The sequence below is a fragment of the Actinomadura sp. NPDC048394 genome, assembly GCF_040651755.1.
Lineage (GTDB): Bacteria > Actinomycetota > Actinomycetes > Streptosporangiales > Streptosporangiaceae > Spirillospora > Spirillospora montaniterrae.
Genome location: NZ_JBEZJL010000011.1, coordinates 130,315 through 155,240 on the forward strand (window position 1 = coordinate 130,315; position 24,926 = coordinate 155,240).

The 24,926-nt window shown below is 74.9% G+C and carries 21 protein-coding genes; 13 read left to right on the plus strand and 8 right to left on the minus strand.

Going from position 1 to position 24,926, the window contains the following annotated elements:
* The gene (locus AB0C78_RS09990) at nucleotides 1-1,539 is read right to left on the minus strand and encodes a sugar ABC transporter ATP-binding protein (protein WP_360744538.1); all 1,539 of its coding nucleotides are present in this window, start codon (nucleotides 1,537-1,539) and stop codon (nucleotides 1-3) included.
* A 402-nt stretch (nucleotides 1,540-1,941) separates the two neighbouring features.
* Here AB0C78_RS09990 and AB0C78_RS09995 point away from each other — a divergent pair, with 402 nt between their 5' ends.
* The 8 genes from AB0C78_RS09995 (at nucleotide 1,942) to AB0C78_RS10030 (ending at nucleotide 14,166) form a co-directional block, all read left to right on the plus strand.
* Nucleotides 1,942-2,967, plus strand: a complete 1,026-nt coding sequence (locus tag AB0C78_RS09995) for a substrate-binding domain-containing protein (RefSeq protein ID WP_360744650.1) — start codon at nucleotides 1,942-1,944, stop codon at nucleotides 2,965-2,967.
* A complete protein-coding gene (locus AB0C78_RS10000; protein WP_360744541.1) occupies nucleotides 2,964-3,677 on the plus strand; it encodes a (Fe-S)-binding protein in 714 nt (237 codons plus the stop codon). The genes AB0C78_RS09995 and AB0C78_RS10000 overlap by 4 nt, the downstream gene beginning before the upstream one ends.
* Nucleotides 3,674-5,131: a LutB/LldF family L-lactate oxidation iron-sulfur protein gene (locus AB0C78_RS10005; RefSeq protein ID WP_360744544.1), complete on the plus strand. Its 1,458-nt coding sequence runs from the start codon at nucleotides 3,674-3,676 to the stop codon at nucleotides 5,129-5,131. The genes AB0C78_RS10000 and AB0C78_RS10005 overlap by 4 nt, the downstream gene beginning before the upstream one ends.
* Nucleotides 5,128-5,748, plus strand: a complete 621-nt coding sequence (locus AB0C78_RS10010; protein ID WP_360744547.1) for an LUD domain-containing protein — start codon at nucleotides 5,128-5,130, stop codon at nucleotides 5,746-5,748. Before AB0C78_RS10005 ends, AB0C78_RS10010 begins: the two co-directional genes overlap by 4 nt.
* The gene (locus AB0C78_RS10015) at nucleotides 5,745-7,178 is read left to right on the plus strand and encodes a rhamnulokinase family protein (protein ID WP_360744550.1); all 1,434 of its coding nucleotides are present in this window, start codon (nucleotides 5,745-5,747) and stop codon (nucleotides 7,176-7,178) included. The genes AB0C78_RS10010 and AB0C78_RS10015 overlap by 4 nt, the downstream gene beginning before the upstream one ends.
* Before the next feature lie 236 nt (nucleotides 7,179-7,414).
* Nucleotides 7,415-10,390: an AAA family ATPase gene (locus AB0C78_RS10020; protein ID WP_360744553.1), complete on the plus strand. Its 2,976-nt coding sequence runs from the start codon at nucleotides 7,415-7,417 to the stop codon at nucleotides 10,388-10,390.
* Nucleotides 10,391-10,598: 208 nt separating this feature from the next.
* On the plus strand, nucleotides 10,599-11,693 hold the full coding sequence (locus AB0C78_RS10025) for an alpha/beta hydrolase (RefSeq protein WP_360744556.1): 1,095 nt from the start codon (nucleotides 10,599-10,601) through the stop codon (nucleotides 11,691-11,693).
* Between the two features lies 1 nt (nucleotide 11,694).
* On the plus strand, nucleotides 11,695-14,166 hold the full coding sequence (locus tag AB0C78_RS10030) for a GMC family oxidoreductase (RefSeq protein ID WP_360744559.1): 2,472 nt from the start codon (nucleotides 11,695-11,697) through the stop codon (nucleotides 14,164-14,166).
* 120 nt (nucleotides 14,167-14,286) lie between these two features.
* On the opposite strand, the gene AB0C78_RS10035 is transcribed toward AB0C78_RS10030, so the two are convergent.
* From AB0C78_RS10035 to AB0C78_RS10045, 3 genes are all read right to left on the minus strand, one after another.
* Nucleotides 14,287-14,745: an SRPBCC family protein gene (locus AB0C78_RS10035; protein WP_360744562.1), complete on the minus strand. Its 459-nt coding sequence runs from the start codon at nucleotides 14,743-14,745 to the stop codon at nucleotides 14,287-14,289.
* 84 nt (nucleotides 14,746-14,829) lie between these two features.
* Nucleotides 14,830-16,860 carry a CehA/McbA family metallohydrolase gene (locus tag AB0C78_RS10040; RefSeq protein WP_360744565.1) on the minus strand — a complete coding sequence of 677 codons (2,031 nt, stop codon included), beginning with the start codon at nucleotides 16,858-16,860 and terminating at the stop codon, nucleotides 14,830-14,832.
* A 143-nt stretch (nucleotides 16,861-17,003) separates the two neighbouring features.
* A complete protein-coding gene (locus AB0C78_RS10045) occupies nucleotides 17,004-17,567 on the minus strand; it encodes a CGNR zinc finger domain-containing protein (RefSeq protein ID WP_360744568.1) in 564 nt (187 codons plus the stop codon).
* A 70-nt stretch (nucleotides 17,568-17,637) separates the two neighbouring features.
* Here AB0C78_RS10045 and AB0C78_RS10050 point away from each other — a divergent pair, with 70 nt between their 5' ends.
* On the plus strand, nucleotides 17,638-18,417 hold the full coding sequence (locus tag AB0C78_RS10050; protein WP_360744571.1) for a class I SAM-dependent methyltransferase: 780 nt from the start codon (nucleotides 17,638-17,640) through the stop codon (nucleotides 18,415-18,417).
* A 136-nt stretch (nucleotides 18,418-18,553) separates the two neighbouring features.
* Nucleotides 18,554-19,264 (plus strand): SDR family oxidoreductase, encoded by a 711-nt coding sequence (locus AB0C78_RS10055; protein WP_360744574.1) that lies wholly within the window; start codon nucleotides 18,554-18,556, stop codon nucleotides 19,262-19,264.
* A gap of 76 nt (nucleotides 19,265-19,340) precedes the next feature.
* Here AB0C78_RS10055 and AB0C78_RS10060 read toward each other — a convergent pair whose 3' ends face one another.
* Nucleotides 19,341-19,766: a PPOX class F420-dependent oxidoreductase gene (locus tag AB0C78_RS10060; protein WP_360744577.1), complete on the minus strand. Its 426-nt coding sequence runs from the start codon at nucleotides 19,764-19,766 to the stop codon at nucleotides 19,341-19,343.
* An 86-nt stretch (nucleotides 19,767-19,852) separates the two neighbouring features.
* Nucleotides 19,853-20,563 carry a hypothetical protein gene (locus tag AB0C78_RS10065; protein WP_360744580.1) on the minus strand — a complete coding sequence of 237 codons (711 nt, stop codon included), beginning with the start codon at nucleotides 20,561-20,563 and terminating at the stop codon, nucleotides 19,853-19,855.
* Between the two features lie 521 nt (nucleotides 20,564-21,084).
* Between AB0C78_RS10065 and AB0C78_RS10070 the strand changes: the two genes are divergently transcribed.
* From AB0C78_RS10070 to AB0C78_RS10080, 3 genes are read left to right on the plus strand one after another with little or no spacing between them, the layout of a single operon-like run.
* Entirely contained in the window at nucleotides 21,085-21,573 is a 489-nt protein-coding gene (locus AB0C78_RS10070; protein WP_207924185.1) for a sigma-70 family RNA polymerase sigma factor, read from the plus strand.
* Complete coding sequence (locus AB0C78_RS10075) at nucleotides 21,570-22,295, plus strand: zf-HC2 domain-containing protein (protein ID WP_360744583.1); 726 nt, start codon at nucleotides 21,570-21,572, stop codon at nucleotides 22,293-22,295. Before AB0C78_RS10070 ends, AB0C78_RS10075 begins: the two co-directional genes overlap by 4 nt.
* A 55-nt stretch (nucleotides 22,296-22,350) precedes the next feature.
* Nucleotides 22,351-23,055, plus strand: coding sequence for a hypothetical protein (locus AB0C78_RS10080; RefSeq protein ID WP_360744586.1), 705 nt, complete (start codon nucleotides 22,351-22,353; stop codon nucleotides 23,053-23,055).
* A 36-nt stretch (nucleotides 23,056-23,091) separates the two neighbouring features.
* Here AB0C78_RS10080 and AB0C78_RS10085 read toward each other — a convergent pair whose 3' ends face one another.
* Together AB0C78_RS10085 and AB0C78_RS10090 are read right to left on the minus strand one after the other, a co-directional pair.
* On the minus strand, nucleotides 23,092-23,928 hold the full coding sequence (locus tag AB0C78_RS10085) for an ABC transporter permease (RefSeq protein ID WP_360744589.1): 837 nt from the start codon (nucleotides 23,926-23,928) through the stop codon (nucleotides 23,092-23,094).
* Complete coding sequence (locus tag AB0C78_RS10090) at nucleotides 23,925-24,917, minus strand: ATP-binding cassette domain-containing protein (RefSeq protein ID WP_360744592.1); 993 nt, start codon at nucleotides 24,915-24,917, stop codon at nucleotides 23,925-23,927. Before AB0C78_RS10090 ends, AB0C78_RS10085 begins: the two co-directional genes overlap by 4 nt.
* Between the last annotated feature and the right edge of the window lie 9 nt (nucleotides 24,918-24,926).

A 24,926-nucleotide genomic window follows, 5' to 3' on the forward strand; every position in this document is an offset into this window, starting at 1 on the left:
TCAGGCCGCCTTTCCGGTTCCGGCGCGCCCGGTCGCGGCGGCCATCACGCTCTCCTCGGTCGCGTCCGCGCGGGCGATCTCGGCGGTGAGCCGGCCCTCGTGCATGACCAGGACGCGGTCGGCCATGCCGATCACCTCCGGCAGGTCGGAGGAGATCATCAGTACGGCGAGGTCCTGCGCGGCGAGCTCCGACAGCAGCCGGTGCACCTCGGCCTTGGTGCCGACGTCGATGCCGCGGGTCGGCTCGTCCACGATCAGGACGGTCGGCTCGGTGGCGAGCCACTTGGCGAGCACGACCTTCTGCTGGTTGCCGCCCGACAGGACGCCGACGGTGTCGCTGAGGCGGGCGTACTTGAGCTGGAGCCGCAGCGCCCAGTCGGCGGCGCGGTTGCGCTCCACCTTGCGGGAGATGAGCGGTCCGCGCGCGGTCTCCTTGCGCAGCGAGCGCAGCTGGGTGAGGCCCATGTTGCGCTCGATGGACATGTCCATCACCAGGCCCTGCTGGCGGCGGTCCTCGGGGACGAGCGCGAGCCCGGCCGACATCGCGGCGGTGGGGCTGCCGGCCGGCAGCTTCTTGCCTGCTACTTCGACGTCCCCGGCGTCCCAGCGGTCCACGCCGAAGATCGCGCGGGCGACCTCGCTGCGGCCCGCGCCGACCAGCCCGGCGAGCGCGACGATCTCGCCGCGCCGCACCTGGAAGGAGATGTCGGTGAAGGCGCCCTCGCGGGTCAGCCGGCTGACCTTCAGCGCGACCTCGCCGGGCGTCACGTCCTGCTTGGGGTAGAGCGCGTCGAGGTCGCGGCCGACCATCCGGCGGACGAGATCGTCGGCGGTGAGGTCGGCGACCAGGTCGGTGCCGATGTAGGTGCCGTCGCGCAGCGTCGTGACCCGCTGGCAGATCTCGAAGATCTCCTCCAGCCGGTGCGAGATGAACAGGATCGCGCAGCCCTGCTCGCGCAGCGTGCGGGTCACGTTGAACAGCCGGGCGACCTCCTGGCCGGTGAGCGCCGCGGTCGGCTCGTCCATGATCAGCACCCGCGCGTCCCGGGAGATGGCCTTGGCGATCTCGACAACCTGCTGGTCGGCGATGGACAGGCCGCGGGCGGGCTGCTGCGGGTCGAGCGCGACGCCGAGCCGCTCGAACAGCTTCGCGGTCTCGGCGTGCACGGTGCGGCGGTCGATGCGGCCGAGCCCGGCGCGGGGCTGGCGGCCCATGAAGATGTTCTCCGCGACCGACAGGTCGGGGAACAGCGTCGGCTCCTGGTAGATGACGGCGACGCCGGCGGCCTGCGCGTCGGCGGGGCCGTTGAACTCCACCGGCTCGCCGTCGACGCGGACCTCGCCCGCGTCGGGGCGGTGCACGCCTGCGAACGTTTTTACGACGGTCGACTTGCCCGCGCCGTTCTCGCCGGCGAGCGCGTGCACCTCGCCGGCATGCAGCTCGAGGGTGACGCCCTGCAGGGCCCGCACGGCGCCGAACGACTTACTCACGTTGACCAGTGCCAATGTCGGCGGCGTCGACCTGCCGGGTGCACTCATGGCCACCCTCCTCGCACGGGGAGTCTGTGACGGATGGATGAAAAACGTTTTAACGTGATGTTGCGGAGGACGCTAGATGTGAGCCGGAGCACCCGTCAAGAGGGAACATCGCCCGGGATCTCCCCGGACGCTGCGAAAACCCTTACGCCACCGGCGTCGGACGAGTTTGCGAAGTTCCTCCCGTCCGGGTGCGGACAGCGGGGTTTGATCCCGATGAGTTCCGACAGCGGGGTTGACACGTTTTAATCCGATGACCCAAAGTGAGCGGCGGCACACCAGCGGAGCGACCGGGGGCACAGATTGAGCACAGACGACACCGGGCGCCCCGGAACGAGCACCGCGCCGGGCGCCACCGGCGGTAACGGCGGCAGCGGCGGCAACGGCAACGGCGGCACCGTCGGGATCAAGCAGGTCGCGGCGCACGCCGGCGTCTCGCCCGGCACCGTGTCCAACGTGCTGAACCGGCCCGAGCGGGTCGCCGCCGCGACCCGCGCGCGCGTCGAGCAGGCCATCGTGGAGCTCGGGTTCGTCCGCAACGGATCGGCCTCGACGCTGCGCGCCGGGCACTCCAGCACGATCGGGCTGATGGTGCTCGACCTCGCCAACCCGTTCTTCACCGACGTCGCCCGCGGCGTCGAGGACGTCGCCAGCGAGCGCGGCTACGCGGTGATCCTGTCCTCGTCCGGCGAGTCCGACGAGCGCGAGCAGCGCAACCTGCGGGTGCTCGCCGAGCAGCGGGTCCGCGGCGTGCTGCTGACCCCCGTCGGCGACGAGGGCGGCAACGCCGACCGGCTGCGCGACCGCGGCGTGCCCGTCGTCCTGCTGGACCACCCGACGCCCCGCGCGAACCAGTGCTCGGTCGCCGTCGACGACGTCGCGGGCGGCGAGCTGGCGGTGACGCACCTGCTGGAGGACGGCGCCCGCACGCTCGGGTTCGTCACGGGCCCGGCGGGCCTGCGGCAGTGCGCGGACCGGCGGCGCGGCGCGCTGCGGGCGCTGCGCGCCGCGGGCCTCGGCCGCGACGTGCTGCGCGAGGTGTCGGTCGGCGCGATGAACGCGCGCGCCGGGCAGGAGGCGGCGCGGCGGCTGCTGGAGTCCGGCGGCCCGCTGCCCGACGCGATCTTCTGCGCCAACGACCTGCTCGCCCTCGGCGTGCTGCGGGTGCTGCTGCAGGCCGGCGTGAAGGTGCCGACTGACGTGGCGCTCATCGGGTACGACGACATCGAGTTCTCGGCGGCCGCCGCCGTCCCGCTCAGCTCGGTGCGGCAGCCCACCTACCAGCTCGGCCGGATCGCGACCGAGCTGCTGCTCGAAGAGTGCGACGAGTCGGGCGGGCACGCCCACCAGCAGGTCATGTTCCAGCCGGAGCTGGTGGTCCGCGAGTCCAGCCGGCCCGCCGCCGACGACCGGGAGAGCAACTCGGCATGAAGGTCGCACTGTTCCTGACGTGCGTGAACGACACGATGTACCCCGGGACCGGGCGCGCGATGGTGCGGCTGCTGCGGCGGCTCGGCCACGAGGTCGAGTTCCCCGAGGCGCAGACGTGCTGCGGGCAGATGCACCTCAACACCGGCTACCGCACGCAGGCGCTGCACATGGTGAAGGGCTTCGCGGAGACGTTCGAGCCCTACGACGCGGTCGTGACGCCGTCGGCGTCGTGCGGCGCGATGATCCGCGACTGGCACCCGAAGCTGGCGCCCCGCACCGCCGACGTCGCGTCCCGCGTGTACGAGCTGTCGGAGTTCCTGGTGGACGTCCTCGGCGTCACCGACGTCGGCGCGTACTTCCCGCACCGCGTCACCTACCACCCGACCTGCCACTCGCTGCGGATGCTGCACGTCGGCGACCGGCCGCAGCGGCTGCTGCGCGAGGTCCGCGGCATCGACCTGGTCGACCTGCCGGACGCGCGGGAGTGCTGCGGGTTCGGCGGGACGTTCGCGCTGAAGAACTCCGAGGTGTCGGCGGCGATGTGCGCCGACAAGGTCACCGCCGTGCGGGAGACGAAGGCCGAGGTGCTGTGCGCCGCCGACAACTCGTGCCTGATGCACATCGGGGGCGCCTTGTCGCGCACCCGGGCGGGGGTTCGGACCGTCCACCTGGCCGAGATCCTCGCGTCCACCGAGGAGGACCCGTCATGAGCACGGAAGCGATGCCGACCTATGTCGGGATGCCGTCGTTCCCGGACGCGGCGCGCCGCGCGGTGGCGGACACGCGGCTGCGCGGCAACCTCGCGCACGCCACCACCACGATCCGCGACAAGCGCGCCGCCGCCGTCGCGGAGCTGGACGACTGGTCCGCGCTGCGCGAGGCGGGCAAGCAGATCAAGGACCACGTCCTCGCCAACCTGGGCCACTACCTCCGGCAGCTGGAGGAGAAGGTCACCGAGGCGGGCGGGACGGTGCACTGGGCGCGCGACGCCGCCGAGGCGAACCGGATCGTCACCGACCTGGTGAAGGCGACGGGCGAGACCGAGGTCGTCAAGGTCAAGTCGATGGCGACGCAGGAGATCGGGCTGAACGAGGCGCTCGCCGAGGAGGGCGTCACCGCCTACGAGACCGACCTCGCGGAGCTGATCGTCCAGCTGGGGCACGACCGGCCGTCGCACATCCTCGTCCCGGCGATCCACCGGAACCGGTCCGACATCCGCGACATCTTCCTGCGCGAGATGGAGGACGTCCCGGAGGGCCTCACCGACTCCCCCGCCGCGCTGGCGGAGGCGGCGCGGCGCCACCTGCGCGCCAAGTTCCTGTCGGCGAAGGTCGGGATCTCCGGCGTGAACTTCGCGGTCGCCGACACCGGCACGCTCGTCGTGCTGGAGTCGGAGGGCAACGGCCGGATGTGCCTGACCATGCCCGAGACGCTGATCTCGGTGATGGGCGTCGAGAAGATCGTGCCGAGCTGGCGGGACCTGGAGGTGTTCCTCCAGCTGCTCCCCCGCTCGTCGACCGCCGAGCGGATGAACCCGTACACGTCCGCGTGGACGGGCGTGCATCCCGGCGACGGCCCGCGGACGTTCCATCTGGTGCTGATCGACAACGGCCGCACCGACACCCTCGCCGACGAGGTGGGCCGGCAGGCGCTGCGCTGCATCCGCTGCTCGGCGTGCCTGAACGTGTGCCCGGTCTACCAGCGCGCCGGGGGCCACGCCTACGGCTCGCCGTACCCCGGCCCGATCGGCGCGATCCTGTCGCCGCAGATCAGGGGCATCGGGTCGGAGGTGGACGCGTCGCTGCCGTACGCGTCGTCGCTGTGCGGGGCGTGCTTCGAGGCGTGCCCGGTCGCCATCGACATCCCCGAGGTGCTGGTGCACCTGCGGGCCCGCGCGGTGGAACGGGGGCCGCGCCATCCGCTGGAGCGGGTCGCGATGACGGCGGCCGGCTGGACGCTGCGCTCCCCCACCCGCCTCGCGCTCGCGCAGCGCGCCGCGTCCGCGAGCCGCCGGATCGTCGCGCCGCGCGGCCGGATCCGGCGGCTGCCCGGCCCGCTGAGCGCCTGGACCGAGACGCGGGACGCGCCCGCGCCGCCGCCCGAGTCGTTCCGCGCCTGGTGGAAGCGGACCGGCGGCGGACGCACCGAAGGGAACGAGAAGTGAGCGCCCGCGAGGACATCCTCCGCCGGATCGACGGGATCGTGCCGGCGCGCCCGGCCGCCGAGGTCGCCGCCGGGTACGCCGCGATCGACCGCGGCTACCTGCGCCGCCACCACGAGGACGGCGTCCTGGACCTGTTCGCCGAGCGGGTCGCCGACTACCGTGCGACGGTCCTGCGCGTGCCCGCGCCGGAACTGGCCGCGACGGTCGCCGCGCGCCTCGCCGCCCGCCCGGGTGCCTACGGGGTCCCGGCGGACCTGCCGGAGGAGTGGACGTCGCAGGTGAGCGGCGGCCTGGTCCGCGGCCCGGACGTCGCCGCGCTCGACGGGCTGGTGGGCGCGGTCACCGGCTGCGCCGCCGCGATCGCCGAGACCGGCACGATCGTCCTCGACCACGGGCCCGCGCAGGGCCCGCGCGCGCTGTCCCTCGTCCCCGACTACCACCTGATCGTCGTCCTCGCGGGGCAGGTGGCGCCGGACGTGCCGGAGGCGCTGGAGCGGCTCGACCCGCACCGCCCGCTGACGTTCGTGTCCGGGCCGTCCGCGACCAGCGACATCGAGCTGTCGCGCGTCGAGGGCGTGCACGGGCCTCGGAATCTGGAAGTCGTGATCGCCGAATGACCGAGACCTTCGCCGCCGTGGACCTCGGCGCGTCCAGCGGGCGCGTCATGGCCGGACGGGTCGGCCCCGGCACGCTGGAGCTTGAGGAGGTCCGGCGGTTCCCGAACCGCCCGGTCCGCGTCAACGGCACCCTGCACTGGGACGTCCTCGGCCTCTACGGCAACGTCCTCGACGGGCTGCGCGCAGCGCCCGCCGGCCTCGCGTCGGTCGGCATCGACTCGTGGGCCGTCGACTACGGGCTCCTCGACGCGGACGGGACGCTGATCGGCAACCCCGTCCACTACCGCGACGCCCGCACCGACGGCGTCATGGACCGGATCCGCGCCGAGGTCGGCGACGACCTGCTGTACCAGACGTCCGGCCTGCAGTTCCTGCCGTTCAACACCCTCTACCAGCTCGCCGCCGACGACCTGTCGCGCGCCGCCACGCTGCTGATGGTCCCCGATCTGCTGGCGCACTGGCTGACCGGCGCGGTCGGCGCCGAGCGGACCAACGCGTCCACGACGGGCCTGCTGGACGTCCGCGACGGGACCTGGTCGCGCGACCTGATCGCCCGTCTCGGCCTGCCCGCCGGCATCCTGCCGCCGATCCGCGAGCCGGGCGAGGTGCTCGGGACGCTGCGCCCCGACGTGGCGGAGGAGACCGGCCACCCCGCGACGCTGCCGGTGGTGGCGGTCGGGTCGCACGACACCGCGTCCGCCGTCGCCGCCGTGCCCGCGACCGCCGACCGGTTCGCCTACATCTCCTGCGGGACGTGGTCGCTGGTCGGGGTCGAGCTGCGCGCGCCCGTGCTGACCGAGGCGAGCCGCAAGGCGAACTTCACCAACGAGGGCGGCGTGGACGGCACCGTCCGCTACCTGCGCAACGTCATGGGCCTGTGGCTGCTGCAGGAGTCGATGCGCGCGTGGGGCAACCCGGACCTGCCGGCCCTGCTCGCCGAGGCCGCGGACGTCCCCGGCCTGCGCAGCCTCATCGACCCCGACGACCCCGAGTTCCTGCCGCCGGGCGACATGCCCGCGCGGATCGCCGCGCACTGCCGGCGCCGCGGGTTCGCCGAGCCCGCGTCCCGCGCCGAGACCGTCCGCTGCATCATGGACAGCCTCGCGCTCGCGCACCGCGCGACGCTGCGGCAGGCGTCCCGGCTGTCCGGGCAGGAGATCGACGTCGTGCACCTGGTCGGCGGCGGCAGCCGCAACGAGCTGCTGTGCCGGCTGACCGCCGACGCGTCCGGGCTGCCGGTCGTGGCCGGCCCCGTCGAGGCGACCGCGCTCGGCAACGTCCTCACCCAGGCCCGCGCGCACGGCCTCGCCGGCACCCTCGCCGAGTCCCGCGCGCTGGTCGCGGCGACCCAGCCCCTGCGCCGCTACGAGCCGTCCGGCGACGACGCCCGCTGGGCCGGCGCCGCCGCCCGCCTCGACCTCGACCGGTGACCCGCCGCGGTTGAACGCGGTTCGGTTCCGCGGATGTCACGTTCCCGGGACGGTTTGGCTCCCTCCGGTTGACACGCGGGGAGCGTCGGCGGTTGATAGCAGAGACGCGCGGGGCGTGTTGTCCCGCTCCTATTGACGATCGACCCGATAAGGTAAAACCCGCTTGAAGGACCGGGAACAACGACGACAAGCATGATCACGGCGTGTCGGCCGCCTGTCTCAGTTGGGGTGTGGACATGAGCGACGCCGGTGCTCCGCTGGTGGGGCGACGGGACGCGCTCGGCGCGCTGAACCGCGCCCTGGACGCGGCCGCCACGGGCTACGGCTTCCTCGCGCTGGTCGGCGAGCCCGGCGCCGGCAAGACCCGGCTGCTGAACGAGCTGGCCGACGGCGCGAACGCGCGCAAGCTGCCCTACCTGGCCGGACGCGCCGCCGAGTTCGAGCAGGAGATGCCGTTCGGCGCCGTCGTCGACGCGCTCGACGACCGGCTCGAGGACGACGTCCCCGACCTGCCGCCCGCCGCGCTGCGGCTGCTCGGCACCGTCTTCCCCGCGCTCGCCGACCGCGTCGCCGGCACCGGCGCCGGGCACGCCCGCGACGGGGCCGCCGACCCGGTCGCCCGCTACCAGCTGCACCGCAGCGTCCGGCACCTGCTGGAGCGCCTCGCCGCGCCGTCCGGGCTGGTGCTGATCCTCGACGACCTGCACTGGGCCGACGACGCCACCATCGAGCTGATGGACCACCTCGTCCGGCACCCGCCGCGCGCGAACGTGCTGGTCGCGGTCGCGTACCGGCCCGCGCAGGCGTCGCCGCGGCTGGCGGCGCTCGCCGACGCGGCGGGCCTCGTCGGCACCCGGGTGCCGGTGGAGCCGCTGAACCGCGACGAGGTGGCCGAGTTCCTCGGCCCGGACGTCCCCCGCACCCGCTGCGAGCAGCTCTACAAGGCCAGCGGCGGCAACCCGTTCTACCTGGAGGCGCTGGCCCGGATGGGCCGCCACGACGACCGGCTCCTCGGCGACGACGGGATCGAGCGGCACGACTGGGAGCGGAGCGTGGCGAACCTGACCGAGGTGCCGCCCGCCGTCCGGACCGCCCTGCAGGTCGAGCTGAGCGCGCTGCCGCCCGAGGCGCTGCTGATGGCGCGCGGCGCCGCCGTCGCGGCGGACGTGTTCGAACCGGCGCTGGCGGCGGTCGCCGCGGAGATGCCGCAGGAGGACGCGCTCGCCGCGCTGGACGCGCTGACCGCGCACGACGTCGTCCGCCCGACCACCGGCGGCCGGTTCCGGTTCCGGCATCCGCTGGTCCGGCACGTCGCGTACGCCTCGACGGCGGCGGGCTGGCGGTTCGCGGCGCATTCGCGGGTGTCGGCGCGGCTCGCGGAGCTCGGCGCTCCGGCGGCGGTCCGCGCGCACCACGTGCTGCGCTCGGCGCGGTTCGGCGACCGCGAGGCGATCTGGACGCTGCTGGAGGCGGCCCGCGCCGTCGCGCTCCAGGCGCCCGGAACCGCGGCGTACTGGCTGGAGGCGGCGCTGCGCCTGATGCCCGACGGCACGGACCCGTCCGGCGCGTCCGCCGGCGGCGCGTCCGGTGACGGCGCCTACCCCGACCGGATCCAGCTGCTGGTGGAGCTGGCGCACGCGCAGGCGGTCAGCGGGCACGCCGAGGAGGGCCGCGAGACGGCCCGCACGCTGCTGAGCCTGCTGCCGCCCGACGACACCGTCCGGCGGGCCCGCACGGTGCAGCTGTGCGCGGTGATGGACCGGCAGCTCGGCCGCATCCACGAGGCCCGCGCCCTGGTCCTGGACGAGCTGCGCCGCATCACCGACCGGCAGACCCCCGAGGCGGTGCTGCTGCGGATCCGGCTGGTCGCCGACCGGATCCAGCGGATCGACACCCGCGGCTCGCACGCCGTCCTGGAGACCATCCCCGAGAGCGCGCCGCAGTGGGGGCCGGGGCTGATCGCGGCGGTCGCGGCGATGCGGCCGATGGTGTCGTACGGGCGCGGCGAGGTGGCGGAGGCGATCGCCTACGCCGAGGCCGCCGACCAGCGCTTCTCCGCCGCGTCCGACGGCGACTTCGCCGACTGCCTGGACTACATGATCTGGCTGGTGTTCGCCGAGACGTTCCTCGGCCTGCACGAGACCGCGGCCCGGCACGCCGCGCGGCTGGTGTCGATCACCCGCGCGACGGGGCAGACGTTCATCCTCGGCTACATGCTGGCGGGGCAGTCCCGGGTCCTGATGATGCTGGGCCGGCTGGAGGAGGCCGCGGCCGCCGCCGACGAGGCCACCGCGGTCGGCCGCGAGCTGCGCTCCCCCGAGGTGATGGCCTACGGGCTGATCCAGCAGTGCCTGACGGCGAGCTGGACCGGCGACCACGAGCGGGCGCTGCGCGCCGGCGAGGAGGCCGTCGCCTGCGACACCGGGTCCGGCGAGTGGTGGACGCACATGGCGCACGTCGCGCTCGCCACCGCGACCATCAACGCGGGCCGCACCGAGGAGGGCGCGGACGCCCTGGTCGCGGCGTGCGGGGACGGCACGCAGGGCCTCGACTTCAGCACGCTGGTGATGTGCGCCGAGCAGCTGGCCTGCGCGCGCGCCGCCCTCGGGGACGGCGCGGGCGCCGCCGGCTGGGCCGACATCGCCGAGTCCATCGCGCACCCCGCGCTGACCGGCGACACCGGGCTGGCGCGGCTGGCCCGCGCGCACGCCGTCCGGCTGGACGAACCGTCCCGCGCCGCCGCGCTCGCGGCGGAGGCGGCCGGGCTGCTGGCCGGGGCCGGCCGGCGGCCGGAGGCCGCGCGCGCCGACCTGACCGCCGGGATCGCGCACGCGGCGGCCGACGAGCGCGGCGAGGCCCGCGAGCGGCTGCGCGCCGCCGCGGAGGTCTTCGAGGAGTGCGGGATGCGCGGGCTGCACGCGCAGGCCGTCCGGGAGCAGCGGCGGCTCGGCGTCCGCGTGCCGGGCGGGCCCCGCACCGCGCCCGCCAAGGGCCGCGGCAAGAGCGCCGGCAAGGGCGACCTGCCGTTCGGGCTGTCGCCGCGCGAGCACGAGATCGCGCTGCTCGTCGCCGAGGGCTGCAGCAACCAGCAGATCGCCGAGCGGCTGTACCTCAGCGTCCGGACGGTCGAGACCCACCTGTCCCGCGTGTTCGCCAAGATCGGCGTCCCGTCCCGGGTCGGGGTCGCGACCGCCATGAACCGGCGGGGATGAGCCGGCGCCGGCCGGCGCCGCGGCCCTTACCGGCCTGACGAGCGCGAACGATCGTGAACCGGCGGCGCGCGCCGGGCCTCTTATTGCACGTACGTAGTCATCCGGGACCCCGCGTCCCCCTTCACACGCAAGTACGGGTTCTCCACGATGCCGTGCGGGCCGCCGCGTCCGGCAAGGTTGGGGCGTCAGGAAGCCGGAGGGAAATGCCATGGACCAGCGGATCGCGCGCTTCACGCTCGCGGGCGTCGCCGACGCCGAGGTGTCCGTGCACCCCTTCGCGACCGAGGACGGGCTGGGCCTGAACCTCACCCGGTTCCGCCGCGCCGACAGCGACGACGTCGTCCTGCTGGTGCACGGGCTCACCACGTCCAGCGACATGTACATCATGCCGGAGCACCGGAACCTGGTGAACTTCCTGCACGACTCCGGGTTCGGGGACGTGTGGGCGCTGGACTTCCGGATGAGCGGCCGGTTCCCCTATGACGCCGAGACGCACCGCTACACCCTCGACGACGTCGCCCAGTACGACCATCCGGCGGCGATCGCCGAGCTGCGCCGGCACATCGGGGACGGCCGCCGGGTCCACGTGATCTCGCACTGCCTCGGGTCGGTGTCGTTCGCGATGGCGCTGTTCGCCGGCACCGTCACCGGCATCACCAGCCTGACCTGCAACAGCGTCGCGCTGACGCCGCGCACGCCGTTCTGGTCGAGGATCAAGCTCGGGTACGGCCCGGCGGTGCTGGAGTACCTGCTCGGCCCGTCCCACCTGGACCCGCGGTACGGCACCGCTCCCGTGCTGACCCGCGGCTGGATGATCGCCAAGGCGGTCGGGCCGTTCCACCCCACCTGCGACGAGCCCGCCTGCCACATGCTCAGCTTCATGTGGGGCGGCGGCAAGCCGATCTTCACCCACGCGAAGATGTCGCCGGTCACGCACGGCCGGCTGCCGGACCTGTTCGGCTCCGTCGGCGTCCACTACTACCGGCACGTCCACAAGATGGTGAAGGCCGGCCGCGCGGTGAAGTACGACCCGCGCGACCCCCGGCACGCCGGACTGCCCGGCGACTACCTGTCGGGCGCCGCGGACGTCACGACCCCGATCCTGTTCCTCACCGGAGACCGCAACCACGTGTTCACCGACTCCAACATCGTCTGCCATCGCACGCTGGAGCAGGTCGCGCCGGGCCTGCACGAGCTGGAGATCCTGCCCGGCTACGGCCACCAGGACCCGTTCATGGGCGCCGAGTCCGCCACCGAGGTGTTCCCGCAGGTGCTGGACTTCCTGAAGCGGAAGGCGGGCTGACATGGGCGCGTCCCGCGAGAGCGTCGAGCACGCCGACACCGTCGTCATCGGGTCCGGGTTCGGCGGCTCGGTGACCGCGTACCGGCTGGCGGAGGCCGGGCGGCACGTGGTGCTTTTGGAGCGCGGGCAGCCGTACCCGCCGGGCAGCTTCCCCCGCTCCCCCGCGCAGATGAACCGCGCGTTCTGGGACCCGGCGGCCGGGCTGTACGGGATGTTCGACGTCTGGAGCTTCGACGGCTGCGACTCCGTCGTGTCCGCCGGCCTCGGCGGCGGCTCGCTGATCTACGCGAACGTGCTGCTCCGCAAGGACGAGCACTGGTTCGTGCACGACCAGCCGATGCGCGGCGGCGGCTACGAGTCGTGGCCGATCTCCCGCGCCGACCTCGACCCGCACTACGACGCGGTCGAGAAGATGCTCGGCGCGACGCCGTACCCGCTGGACCGGGCGCCGTTCGACGACACCCCGAAGACGCACGCGATGCAGGACGCCGCCGCCGAGCTGGGCCTGGACATCACGCTGCCGCCGCTCGCGGTGAGCTTCGCCGACCGTCCCGGCGGCACGCCGGGCATCAGCCTGCCGATCGCCGACCCCGGCTACGGCAACCTCCACGGGGTCGGGCGGCGGACGTGCCGGCTGTGCGGCGAGTGCGACATCGGCTGCAACGAGGGCGCCAAGAACAGCCTCGACCACACCTACCTGTCGGCGGCCGCGCACCACGGCGCCGACATCCGCACCTCGCACGAGGTGAAGGCGATCCGGCCGCGGCCGGGCGGCGGGTACGAGGTCGACTACGTCCACCACGCCGACCTCACCGTCAAGGAGAAGCGGCCGCAGGTCACGACGATCTCCTGCGACCGGCTCGTGCTCGGCGCCGGCACCTACGGGACGACGTTCCTGCTGCTGAAGTCGCGGGAGGCGTTCCCCGGGCTGAGCGAGGCGCTCGGCACCCGGTTCAGCGGCAACGGCGACCTGCTGACGTTCCTGCTGAACGCCAAGGACCGCAACCGGGTGCGGCCGCTGGACGCCGCGCGCGGACCGGTGATCACCACCGCGATCCGGCTGCCGGACGAGGTGGACGGGGTGCCCGGGGTGCCCGGCGCGGGCCGGGGCGCCTACATCGAGGACGGCGGCTACCCCGCGTTCACCGACTGGATCGTGCAGGGCCTCGACACCGGCCACGAGATCGAGCGCGCGGTGAAGTTCCTGTGGGGCCGGTTCACCGAGTTCTTCAAGGACGCACCGGACACCAACCTGTCCAAGGAGATCTCCGACCTGATCGGGGACGGCGCGCTGACGGTCAGCTCGCTGCCGCTGCTCGGCATGGGCCGCGACACCGCGGACGGGCGGCTGCACCTCAAGGGCGGGCGGCTCGCCGCGGACTGGACGACCGAGACCAGCGAGGCGCTGTTCACCCGCGTCCGCAAGACCATGCAGGGCATCGCGGACGTGCTCGGCGCGCACTACGCCGACAACCCGATGTGGTTCCGCAAGCGGATCATCACGGTGCATCCGCTGGGCGGCGCCCCGATGGGGGCGCACCCGGGCGAGGGCGTCTGCGACGCCTTCGGCGAGGTGTTCGGGTTCCCGGGCCTGTACATCGCCGACGGGGCGGCGATGCCGGGGCCGGTGGGCCCGAACCCCTCGCTCACGATCGCGGCGCAGGCCGACCGGCTCGCGACGCGGCTGCTGGAGGACCTGCCCGCCCGCGGGGGTGCGGGCGGGCCGGAGGGTGCGGGGACCGTCCCGTCCGACACGGGGGCCGAGCCGGCCGGGGGTGCCGGCTCGCCGGACGGGGCGGGGCGCGACTCGGCGTACGGCCAGGGCTCGGGGAGCCGCGGGGGTCCGGGGGGACCGTCCACCGCGGCGCCCGGCCGTACGTCGCTGTCGTTCACCGAGGAGATGAAGGGGTTCATCACCTACGGGGAGCGCGACCCGCGGATCGGGGAGCTGGCCGACGGGCGGATCCCGCTGGCGTTCCGGCTGACGATCACCGCGCACGACGTGGAGCGGTTCCTGACCGAGCCGGGCCACACCGCGGCGGCCGAGGGGTGGGTCGACGCGCGGGGGCACGGGGGCCGCCGCGAGGTGGAGCGGGGGTGGTTCAACCTGTTCGTCCCGGACGGCGGGGAGGACCGCCGGCTGATGAAGTACCGGCTGTACTTCACCGACGGGGCGGGCCGGCCGCTGACGCTCGCGGGGCACAAGAACGTCCTGCACGGTCCGCCGACGCGGATCTGGCCGGACACCTCCACGCTGTACGTGCGGCTGCTGGAGGGGCACGTCGCGGAGGAGGCGGAGGACGGGGCGCCGGTCGCGGGGGCGGGCGTCCTGCACATCCAGCTGTCGGACTTCGCGCGGCAGCTGACGACGTTCCGCACGTCCGGTCCGGACGGCCTGGAGACGCTGCTGCGGTTCGGCCGGTTCTTCGCCGGGGAGCTGTGGGAGGTGTACGGCCCGGACCACGCGGGCTGACCCCGTTCCAGGGGTGTTCGAGGGGGGCTCGAACGTGCAGGCCGAGGGAACTGCGGGGTGCTCTCGGCCTGCACCTTTTTCCGCAGCGGCTTCTGGCCGCTCCCGCCGCGGCGGGGGCGGCTAGAGGTCGCCGGCGCGGCGGGCGGGGCAGTCGGGCGGGCAGTGCTCGGCGTGCGCGGGCAGCCAGCGGGTGAAGGCGTCGATCATCGCCTTCAGGCCGAGGCGCAGGACCGGGCCGGTGCCGGGGATCAGCGGCTCGAAGTGGGCGTTCCAGCGGATGAACGTGCCGGTGCCGCGCTGGTCGAGATACACGTCGGAGCGGTAGCGGCGGACGGGCAGGCCCTTGAGCGCGATGTAGGCGAAGTGGGTGTCGGGCTCGTAGGCGACGGTCTGCTCGGCGGCCGGCCAGATCGCCTTGACCGCGCCGACGCCGTAGGTGGTGGTGTCGCCCTTGCGGGTCTGCTTGGCGGGGGTGGGGAACCTGCCCCACGCGCCCCACGCCTCGGGCACGGCGAGGTGCCGGAAGATCTCTCCGGGCGCGGCGGTGGTGGCGGCGGTCGCCTCGATCTCGTACGCCATGCTGTGCCCCTCCCGGTCGTGACTACCGCACGGTAGCCAGCCGGGTACCGGCGCACAAGCCCTTCGCTCCCCGGCGAGCCGGGCTCACGAGCGGGCGAGCCGGGCCCGGTAGACGGCGCGGGCGCGGTCGAGGAGATCCAGGTGCCCGGCGAGCTGTTCGGGGCCGTCGAGGCGGGCGGCGCGGCGGATCATCTCCTCCAGACCGTCGAGGTAGTCCAGGCACCAGCGCAGGTCGTCCTCGCGGGCCACGGGACGGCCGTCCACATGCAGGTGGACGGGGCTGGTGTGCGCGAACGCGCCGCCGCGGCTCATCGACCGCGGATGCGGCGGCCCCGCCGCGACGGCGACGACGTAGGTCGGCCGGTCGACGGTGATCTCCGCGGTGACCTCGCCGGGCGGGCCCTCGGCGACGACGCCGCCGGCGGTCCGCAGCTGGACGCTCGCGACCTCGGGGCCGACGGTCCGGGCCGTCACGGTGACGCGGTCGCCGGGCGCGAGGTCGAGGACGTCGCCGGGGCCGTGCCCGTCCACGTCCAGCTCCAGCCAGGGGCCGGTGGTGGCGAAGGTGCGGCCGTCCCGGACCGCGCCGGCGAACGACGCGGCGGTGAGCGGGCCGTCGACGCGGGCGTACACGCGTCCCCAGCCGGGCGGGCTGGACTGGTTGCCGCGCCGCTGGAACGACAGCATCGCGTCCGTCCCGGCGGTGGCGGCCAGCCGGTTCCCGGCGCCGAGGAGCCGCCGGTACATGACGGCGGTCGCCTGGATCGAGGAGTGGTTGACGACGTCGAGGGAGTCGACGAGGCCGAGCGCGGCGTCGGCGACGATCTCGCGGGCCGAGCAGTTGCGGCCGGACGTCAGCAGCGCGGCGGGCGGGTCGCCGTCGTTCACCGGCAGATGGAACGGGTGGCTGTAGCCCATGAGCGCGCCGCGTTCGCGCAGCTCGCGGTAGCCGTCGCCGTTCGGCGGCCAGTCGGGGGCGCCCGCGAACCCGGTGTGGTAGCGGCCGGGCGGCGCGTCCACGCCGAACGCGTACAGGTGGCCGAGCAGGTCGTTGCGGTACTCGACGCCGAGCCGGGCGAGGTGCGTCGCGTCCGACCAGGGCAGGTCGTCGCCGGCCCAGTGCTCCAGGGCCTCGCGGTCGTAGACGCGCTCGCCCGCCACGTTCCCGGCGACGAGGTTGAGGACGTGCAGGTCCTCGCCCTGCTGGACGGCGGCGGCCTGCGCGGGCGTCCCGACGGTGTCGCCCGTCCAGTTCATGTGGACGTGCATGTCGCCGCCGTACCAGCCGCGAGCGGCGGCGTCGTAGAGCCGCTGCGGGGCGAGCTCGACGAGGGTCTCGGCGCCGGCCTGCGGGGTGACGGCCTTCTCCGCGGTGTCGTGCTCCATGCCGCGGGTGACGCGGACGGTCAGCGGCTCGGCGGGGACGTCGAGGACGAGGTCGTCGCCGTGGAAGTAGGGGGTGCGGTGCGCGTCGATCCGCTCGGGGGCGCCGGCGGGGTACCAGCCCTGGCCGCCGGCGCCGATGACCGTCCAGCGGCACGGGACCCCGGCGCGCAGCCGCAGCCGCCCGGTGGGGACGCGCCTGACCAGCGCGCCGAGCGCGATCGGCGTGCCGTCGGCGGTGACGTCGCTGCCGGAGGTGATGGGGACGAGCCGGACGCCGCCGGGCGGGATCTCGTGGTCGGCGCCGTCGACGCGGACGGTGGCGGGCTCCGTGCGGGAGGAGTCGATGAGGAGCGTGGTGCGCAGGTCGCGGCCGTCGGGGAGCGCGCGCGGGACGCTCTCGAGCGACGCGCCGTCCGGGGTGAGGCGCAGCGCGGCGAGGTTGTCCAGGACGCGGCCGGCGAGGGCGTCGCGGACGACCTCGGCGGCGACGAGGTCGGGGACGCGCGCGTCGATCTCCTCGGCCGTGGCGTCCGGGTACCGCGCCAGGAGCTGCTGGAGGCCGGTGATCCAGAAGTCGGTCTCGTCCAGCAGGAACGCGCTGGTCTCGATCTGCCGGACGAAGGCGTTGGCGGGCTCTCCCCAGGTCGGGCCGTGCTCGCGCAGCAGCTCGCGGTACTCCTCCAGGGCCCTCGCGACCGCGGGCGGTAACGTCGGGTCGGCGTCGCACATCGTCGTCTCCCGGTGGTGGGGGGACCGTCAGCGTTACACGGAACCGGTGCGGCGCCTAGGGACCGCTTCCGGCCCCGGATGCGCCCTCCGCACCCCGGGTGGGGAAACGCACCACGGCGTATATGGATCTTGCTCCGTGGCCGTCACGCGGTGTGCGCGCGCGCCCGGAACGCGGCCGTCTTGACGCGGTTCTGGCAGGCGGTCGAGCAGAACCGGCGCTTGCCGTTGCGGGACGTGTCGACGTAGACGCGGTCGCAGTGCGGCGCGGTGCACACGCCGAGCCGGTCGTGCAGCTCGCCGCCGAGGACGACGGCGAGGCCGGTCGCGCAGGACGCGCCCCAGTCGGCGGTGATGGTGCCGCCGACGCCGTGGAAGTGCACGTGCCACGGCTCGCCGTCGTGGCGTTCCAGGCGGGGCCTGGCCTGGGTCTCCTCCAGCAGGCGGTTGACCTGCCCGGCGGCGGCGTCGAGGTCGCCGGCGGCGACGGCCTCGAAGACGGCGCGCAGCTCGCGGGCGACGGCGGCGAGCTCCCGCGCCTCGTCCTCGGTGAGGGCCGTCCGCCTGCTGATCCCGTCGAGGACCGCGAGGCCCGCGGCGACGACGTCGGGCACCGGGTAGGGGCGGCCCCGGCTCTCGCCCTCGGTCAGCCCGTTGACCAGCTTGACGGCGTGCGCCACGACGTCATCGGTGTGACTGTTGAAGTTCACTTGACCAGTTACGCCTTTCCGGTTTAGCGTGTAACCGTCCAAAGGCTACATGACAGTCACAGGAGGGGTCATGACGCTGCTCGACCAGGAGACCGCCGGCACCTGGATCGCGCGCTGGGACGCCCAGCAGGAGGGCTACGTGCCCGACCGCGAGGAGCGCTTCACCGCGATGATCGACGCGGTCGAGGCCGCCGCCGGCCGCCCCGACCCGCTGGTGCTGGACCTCGGCTGCGGGCCCGGCTCCCTCGCCGGCCGGATCCTGGACCGGATCCCCGGCGCCACCGTCGTCGCCGTCGACGCCGACCCGCTCCTGCTGTCGCTCGGCCGCGCCGTGCACGCCGGCCGCGACGGCATCTCCTTCACCGACCTCGACCTGCGCGAGCCCGGCTGGGCGGCCCGGCTGCGGCTGCCCCGGCAGGCCGATGCCGCCGTCTCCACCACCGCGCTGCACTGGATCTCCCCCGCGGGGCTGCGCGTCGTCTACGCCGAGCTGGCCACCCTGCTGCGGCCCGGCGGGCTGTTCCTGAACGGCGACAACCTGCACGTCGACGACGTCACGCCGGGCCTCGCCGGGCTGGACGGCGCGCTGCGCGAGCGCAGGACGGCGCGCCACGCCGCCGCCGGCGCCCGCCCGGAGAACTGGGAGCAGTGGTGGGAGGCGATCGGCGCCGACCCCGCCTTCGCCGAGCTGCGCGGCGCGAGCAGCGAGGAGGTGACCGGCCACCACGGCTCGCCGTCGCGGCTGCTGTCCGCGCACGCCGACGCGCTGCGCGCGGCCGGCTTCGCCGAGATCGGCACCCTCTGGCAGCACGGCGACAACCGCCTGCTCGCCGCCCTCCTCCCCGGCTGAACGGCGGCCGCGCCCCGTCCGGGCCGAGGGCGGCGGGCACGCCCATTGGTCCGGACGGGACGGGGCGCCGTACCCTCATGATCGTTCAGGCTCGCCGGGACCCGGCGGCACCACGACGACGAGGATGAGGACCCAGATGAGCACAGCGGCTGACGGCGCCCCGGTCACCCTGGTCACCGGGGGCGGCAGCGGGATCGGCGCGGCCACCACCCGGATCCTGCTCGGCCGGGGCCACCGCGTCGCGATCACCGGGCGCGGCGAGGACCGGCTGAAGGCGTTCGCCGCCGACGCCGGGGACGCGCTGCTGACCTTCCCCGGCGACGCGTCCGACCCCGGCGCTGTCCAGGCGGCGGTGGACGGGACGGTCGCGGAATTCGGGCGGCTCGACCACGTGGTCGCCAACGCGGGGTTCTCCACCCACGACGACCTGGCGGACGGCGACCCGGAGCGGTGGCGGGAGATGCTGCTGAACAACGTGCTCGGCCCGGCGCTGCTGATCAAGGCGGCGCTGCCGGCGCTGCGCGCGGCCGGCGGCCGGATCGTGCTGGTCGGCAGCACCGCCGGGGTGAAGAACACGCCCGGCAACTTCTACTCGGTGACCAAGTTCGCGGTGTCGGCGCTGGCGGAGAACGCCCGGGTGCTCGTCACCGGCTCGGGCGTCGGCGTCACGCTGGTCTCCCCCGGCCGCGTCGAGTCGCCGTTCTGGGACTCCCGCGAGGACGGCGTGCCCGACGGCCCGGTCATGACGGCGGAGAACGTCGCCCAGTCGATCGCGTGGGCGCTGGCGCAGCCGGCGGGCGTCGAGGTCAACTCCGTCGTGCTGCGGCCGTCCGGCCAGGTGCACTGACCGCCCGCCGGGCCGGGTGCACTGACCGCCCGCCGGGCCGGGTGCCCGGCCCGGCGGCGCACCCGGCCCGCGGCCGTCAGCGGGCCATCCCGTACAGGTACTCGACGTGCAGCTTCAGGACCAGCCGCCCGTCCTGCACCATCACGCGCCGGTACTCGTCCCAGTCGGGGTGCTCGCCGCGGATGTCGCGGTACACCGCGACCAGCTCCTCCACGGCGGCGTCGTGCGGGTCGGCGGCCACCGCGGTCAGCTCGGCGGTGCCCTCGGCGACCGCGTACGACCAGCCGTCCGGCGCGCTGACGTGCAGGCTCGCCCGCGGGTCGCGGCGCAGGTTGCGGGCCTTGGCGCGGTCCGCGGTGATCGAGACGCGGATCAGCCGGGACGCCGCGTCGAAGTGGTAGTTGACGTTGGACAGCTGCGGCCGCCCGTCCCGCTTGAGCGTGGCCAGCACGCCGAGGTCCCGCTCCTGCAGCAGCCTTGCCAGCGCCGCGTCGTCCGCCATCGTCCGCCTCCCGGGTCGTGATCGTCTCCTGGGCACAACCGCGCCCGGTTCCGATCACTTCCCGGGCGGACGGTCCCGGACACCGGTCAGCGCGCCGCCAGCGCCGGGAAGTCGAACACGCGGGCGTCGCCGGCCGGCCCCTCGCCGCCCGGCCCGCCGCTCCCGCCGCTCTCGCCGCCGGTGCCGCCGGCGGGTGCGAGCGCGGTCCGGTCGGTGAGGATGTGGCCGCGGAACACCGCGCCCTTGGCGGTGACCTTGATCGGCTGGAACGCGTCCGGGCTCAGCGCGCAGAACCCGGTCCGCACCACGTCGTCGAAGAGCGAGTCCGAGACCACGTAGGCCAGGTCGCGCTCCGGGTCGGCGGACAGCAGGCGGCGCAGCGGCCCGGCGTCCAGCAGCCGCTGGACGACGATGGGCGCGTCGCCCGCGGGCCCGAACGGCCCGGCGGTCAGCGTGCCGTGGTGCAGCGAGAGCCGCACCCGCAGCCGGAACCGGGCGCCCGCCTCGGCCGCCGCGCGGTTGATCTCGCGCAGCGCGCCCGCGAGCCCGATGGCGAAGTCGCCCGCCACCGGCGCGGGGTCGATCCCGTCCGGGAGCGTGGCGAGCTCGCCGTCGCCGCCGACCTGCTTGTCCCAGCGGGACCGGTCGAGGCCGACGCCGCGCGCGGCCCGGTCCAGCGCCTCCGACAGCTGGCGCTGGGCGAGCAGCTGCTCGCTGGTGTCCCGCTTGCTGTACCCCTGGATGTCCACCGCCATCAGCAGGCGGTAGTGCAGCGCGTGTCGCTCGTTCCCTTCCACTCCGAAACCGCCCCTCGTCCTCCGAGCAAATAAAGGGCCGGTTGCCCCGCATTCGCTCCAGTGTGGAGTGAGTGTTGCCTGATGGAGGATCGCCGCGGTCGTCCGGGTGTCAAAGGGGGGTCGTGCGTCGCCTCCTCCGCCCTCGTGTGACGTCGTTTCCGGTCACTTGGACGGGACGGCGGCGCCGTCGGCGCCCTCAAGTAAGTAATACCTAGCGAACAAGGAAGGGCGCTACCGGAATAACCGCCGCAAAACGGCGAGCGGGGCCGGTGTCCGATGCCGTTTCCGACCCCACTTGAACCGGCCGTCGCCTCCGTCGCGTACTGCCTCCCGACGCGACACCCGGCGCACCGCGCACCGTCCCGTGCGCCGCGTCCCCGCCCCCGCACCCGCCGGAGAGCACGATGGCCAACAGATCGTCCACCGCAGCGCCGTCCCGCGCCCGCCCGCCCGCCGCGTCCGGCCCGTGGAGCTGGTTCCGCGGCCCGCGGCCCGCCGGCGCGGTCGACGACCAGGTGATCGTGACCGAGCTCTACCGGGTGTACGGCCGGCCGCTGCTGTCGTTCGTGCTGCGGCTCACCGGCGGCGACCGGCACTGGGCCGAGGACGTGGTGCAGGAGACCATGATCCGTGCCTGGCGCAGCGCGCACCAGCTCGACGAGAACGCCGCGTCGCTGCTGCCGTGGCTGGCGACCGTCGCGCGCCGGATCGTCATCGACGACCAGCGCCGCAAGAACGCCCGGCCGCAGGAGGCGGGCGAGGGGCCGCTGGAGAACATGCGCGTCCCGGACGGGCTGGAGGATCTGCTGCGCTCCGTCGTCGTCTCCGAGGCGCTGCTCGCGCTGTCGCCCGCGCACCGCGAGGTCCTCAACGAGACCTTCTTCCGGGACCGGTCGGTGAACGAGGCCGCCCGGCATCTCGGCATCCCGGTCGGGACGGTGAAGTCGCGGGTCTACTACGCGCTCCGGGCGCTGCGGGTCGCCCTGGAGGAGAGGGGCGTGACGCCATGACCGCGCCCGCCGCGCACGTCGACGTCGGCGCGTACGCGCTCGGCCTGCTGGAGGAGCCGGACCGGCGCGCCTTCGAGGCGCACCTGTCGACCTGCCTGCCGTGCCACGAGGAGCTGGCCGCGCTCAGCGGCGTCGCCGCGACCCTCGACGGCATCGGCCCGATCGCCGAGGCGCCGGGCGGGCTGCCCGAGCCGGCGCCGGTGCCGGAGCTGCTGCACCGCCGCATCCGGCGCGAGCGGCGCGGCCGCGCGACGCGGGCGCTGGTGGGCGCCGCCGCCGGGCTCGTCCTGCTGGGCGGGGCGCTCGGCGCCGGGTACACCGTCGGCGCCGACCGGTCCCCCGCTCCCGCGCGCGCTTCGAGCGGCGCCGACGGCGCTGCCGCGCTGCTGCGCGACGGCCACCAGGTGAGCGCCACCGACGCGGGGACGGGCGCGTCCGGGACGGTCGCCATGCAGGGCACCCCGTGGGGCAGCCGTGTCGCGCTGCGGCTCAGCAAGGTCCGCGGGCCGCTGGAGTGCGAGCTGGTCGCGGTGGACGCCGCAGGCCGTGCCCACACGGTCGCCGGCTGGTCCGTCCCCGCCAAGGGGTACGGCCTGCCCGGTTCGCCGCAGCCGCGGCTCACGGTGCAGGGCGGCGCCGCGATCAAGCCCGCCGACATCAGCCGGTTCGAGGTCCGCACGCTCGGCGCCGGCGCGCGGACGCTGCTCACCGTCCCCGCCTGACCCGGCGGTCAGGGCGTGACGGGGACCACGGGGACGCGTCCCATAGGCTGGGCGGATGAGCAGGACCCGACCGTCCCCCGGCCCGCGGCTGATGCTGCCCGGCCTCCGCGAGGCCTACGCCGCGTTCGTCCGGGAGGCGGACGCGCTGCCCGCGCTGCCCGGCGCGCTCCAGGCCGAGGTGTGGACGTCCGCGCAGCTCGGCACGCTGGAGGCCGCGGCCCCGCACGAGGCGGGCCGGCGCGCCGCGCTCGGCGACCTGATCATGTCGCTGCGGGCGGCGGCGACGCCCGGCGCCCGGACGTTCCTGCGCGCGCTCGCCGCGATCGGCCCGGCCGTCGGGCGCACCGCCGCGGGCAAGGCGGCGGACGCGCTGCGCGACCTCCCGGCGGCGCCGTGGGAGGGCATGCTCGGCCGCGTCGTCCCCGGGCAGGCGTGGCTGATCCAGGAGGGGCCGCTGGACGGCGACCGCCTGGTCTGCGAGTTCCGCTACGCGGACGCCGGCACGGCGGGCATGCACGCGCTGGCGGTCCGGCTGACCTATGGCGACGCCCCCACCGAGGTCGTGATCGTCGGTGACGTCCCGGCGCTGATGACGGCGGCGCGGCAGGCGATGCAGGCCGAGCTGTGCGTCGTCCAGCCCTACGACGCGGCGGCCGTGGGCGAGCGGCTCCGCACCGCGCTAAACGGCGCGGAACCGCTGCCCGAGGCGTGCTACCCGGCCCTGGCGCTGGCCCGGCACCGGGCCGAACTGCTCCCCTGACGACCGGGCCGATCCCCTGGAGGCCGGGCTGCTCCGCTAGCGGCCGAGGGCGCGGTGGCGGCGGACGGCCAGCGGGAAGAACACCGCCGTGATCGCCAGCGGCCACGCGACGGCGAGCAGCACGCTGTGGTCGGACGCCCACGACCCGCTCGCCAGCGCGGCCTGGGACGGGTCGCCGAACAGGTCGCGGCACGCCGTCACGGTCGCCGACATCGGGTTCCATTCGGCGACCGCCCCGAGCCAGTCCGGCATCGTGCTCGGCGCGACGAGCGCGCTGGACAGGAACCCGACCGGCCACACCAGGATCTGGATCATCATCACCGACTCGGGGCCCTTGGCGACCAGGCCGAGGTAGACCCCGGCCCAGATCAGCGCGAACCGCAGGAGCAGCAGCAGGCCGAGGCCCGCGAGCGCCGGGCCGATCCCGTCGTGGACGCGCCAGCCGATCAGCACGCCGCACAGCGCCATGACGGTGAGCGCGAGCAGCGAGTCGAGCAGGTCGGCGGCGCCGCGGCCGACGACGACGGCCGACGGCGCCATCGGCATCGCCCGGAACCGGTCGGAGACGCCCCGGGCGGCGTCCACCGCGATCGCGGTGAAGGTGCTCTCGACGCCGAACACCATGGTCATCGCGAACATGCCGGGGACGATGAACGCCCGGTAGTCCCCGCCGGGCACCTCCATCTGGCCGCCGAACAGGTAGCCCATCATCAGCACGACCATGACCGGGAACAGCAGGTTCATGGCGAGCTGCTCGGGGCGCTTCGCCCAGTGGGCGAGGGCGCGCAGGGTGAGCGTCCAGCCGTCGGCGGCCGCCCAGCGCAGCCGTCCGAGCGGGGTGCGCGGGATCTGCGGAACGTACGGTGCCGTCACGCGGACACCTCCTCGTCGTCGTGGGCCGGCTCGCCCTGCTGCGCGGCGGGACCGCCGGTGAGGTGCAGGAACACCTCGTCGAGCGTGGGGCGGCGCACGCCGATGTCGGCGACCCGTACGCCCGCCTCGTCCAGCGCGCGGACGGCGCCGGTGAGCGCGGCGACCCGGTCGGGGACGGGCGCGCCGACGGTCAGCGCGTCGGCGTCCACCTCCGGTTCGGCGCCGGACACCCGCGCGGCGATCGCGGCGGCGGCGCCGAGCGCGCCGGGGTCCTCGACGACGATCCGCAGGTGGTCGCCGCCGAGCCGGGACTTCAGCCGGTCCGGGGTGCCCTCGGCGATCACCCGGCCGCGGTCGATCACCGACACGGCGTCGGCGAGCCGGTCGGCCTCCTCCAGGTACTGGGTGGTGAGGACGACGGTGGTGCCGCCGCCGGCGAGCGCGCGGACCGCGTCCCACACCTCGATCCGGCTGCGCGGGTCGAGGCCGGTGGTGGGCTCGTCGAGGAACAGCACGGCCGGCGCGAGGATCATCCCGGCGGCCAGGTCGAGGCGGCGCCGCATGCCGCCGGAGTACTTCCCGGCGGGCCGGTCGGCGGCGTCGGCGAGCCGGAACCGCTCCAGCAGCTCGTCCGCCCGCCGCCGCGCCCCGCGGGCGCCGAGGTGGTGCAGGCGGCCGAACATGACGAGGTTCTGCCGGCCGGTGAGCACCTCGTCGACGGCGGCGTACTGGCCGACGAGGCCGATCCGGGTCCGGACCAGCTCGGGGGCCCGGACGACGTCGTGCCCGGCGACGGCGGCGCGGCCGGCGTCCGGGCGGGCGAGCGTGGCGAGGACGCGCACACAGGTGGTCTTGCCGGCGCCGTTGGGGCCGAGCAGGCCGTGCACGGTGCCGGCGGGGACCCGCAGGTCCAGACCGTCGAGGGCGGCGGTCGCGCCGTAGGTCTTGCGCAGTCCGGCCGCGTCGACCGCGGCCCGTGGCTCTGTCATGGATCTCCC

Coding starts and splice junctions, on each gene's coding strand:
- AB0C78_RS10020 (WP_360744553.1), top strand. CDS start 7,415: ATGAGCGACGCCGGTGCTCCGCTGGTGGGGCGACGGGACGCGCTCGGC.
- AB0C78_RS10035 (WP_360744562.1), bottom strand. CDS start 14,745: ATGGCGTACGAGATCGAGGCGACCGCCGCCACCACCGCCGCGCCCGGA.
- AB0C78_RS10050 (WP_360744571.1), top strand. CDS start 17,638: ATGACGCTGCTCGACCAGGAGACCGCCGGCACCTGGATCGCGCGCTGG.
- AB0C78_RS10000 (WP_360744541.1), top strand. CDS start 2,964: ATGAAGGTCGCACTGTTCCTGACGTGCGTGAACGACACGATGTACCCC.
- AB0C78_RS10055 (WP_360744574.1), top strand. CDS start 18,554: ATGAGCACAGCGGCTGACGGCGCCCCGGTCACCCTGGTCACCGGGGGC.
- AB0C78_RS10005 (WP_360744544.1), top strand. CDS start 3,674: ATGAGCACGGAAGCGATGCCGACCTATGTCGGGATGCCGTCGTTCCCG.
- AB0C78_RS10090 (WP_360744592.1), bottom strand. CDS start 24,917: ATGACAGAGCCACGGGCCGCGGTCGACGCGGCCGGACTGCGCAAGACC.
- AB0C78_RS10080 (WP_360744586.1), top strand. CDS start 22,351: ATGAGCAGGACCCGACCGTCCCCCGGCCCGCGGCTGATGCTGCCCGGC.
- AB0C78_RS10075 (WP_360744583.1), top strand. CDS start 21,570: ATGACCGCGCCCGCCGCGCACGTCGACGTCGGCGCGTACGCGCTCGGC.
- AB0C78_RS10025 (WP_360744556.1), top strand. CDS start 10,599: ATGGACCAGCGGATCGCGCGCTTCACGCTCGCGGGCGTCGCCGACGCC.
- AB0C78_RS10060 (WP_360744577.1), bottom strand. CDS start 19,766: ATGGCGGACGACGCGGCGCTGGCAAGGCTGCTGCAGGAGCGGGACCTC.
- AB0C78_RS10040 (WP_360744565.1), bottom strand. CDS start 16,860: ATGTGCGACGCCGACCCGACGTTACCGCCCGCGGTCGCGAGGGCCCTG.
- AB0C78_RS10015 (WP_360744550.1), top strand. CDS start 5,745: ATGACCGAGACCTTCGCCGCCGTGGACCTCGGCGCGTCCAGCGGGCGC.
- AB0C78_RS09990 (WP_360744538.1), bottom strand. CDS start 1,539: ATGAGTGCACCCGGCAGGTCGACGCCGCCGACATTGGCACTGGTCAAC.
- AB0C78_RS10030 (WP_360744559.1), top strand. CDS start 11,695: ATGGGCGCGTCCCGCGAGAGCGTCGAGCACGCCGACACCGTCGTCATC.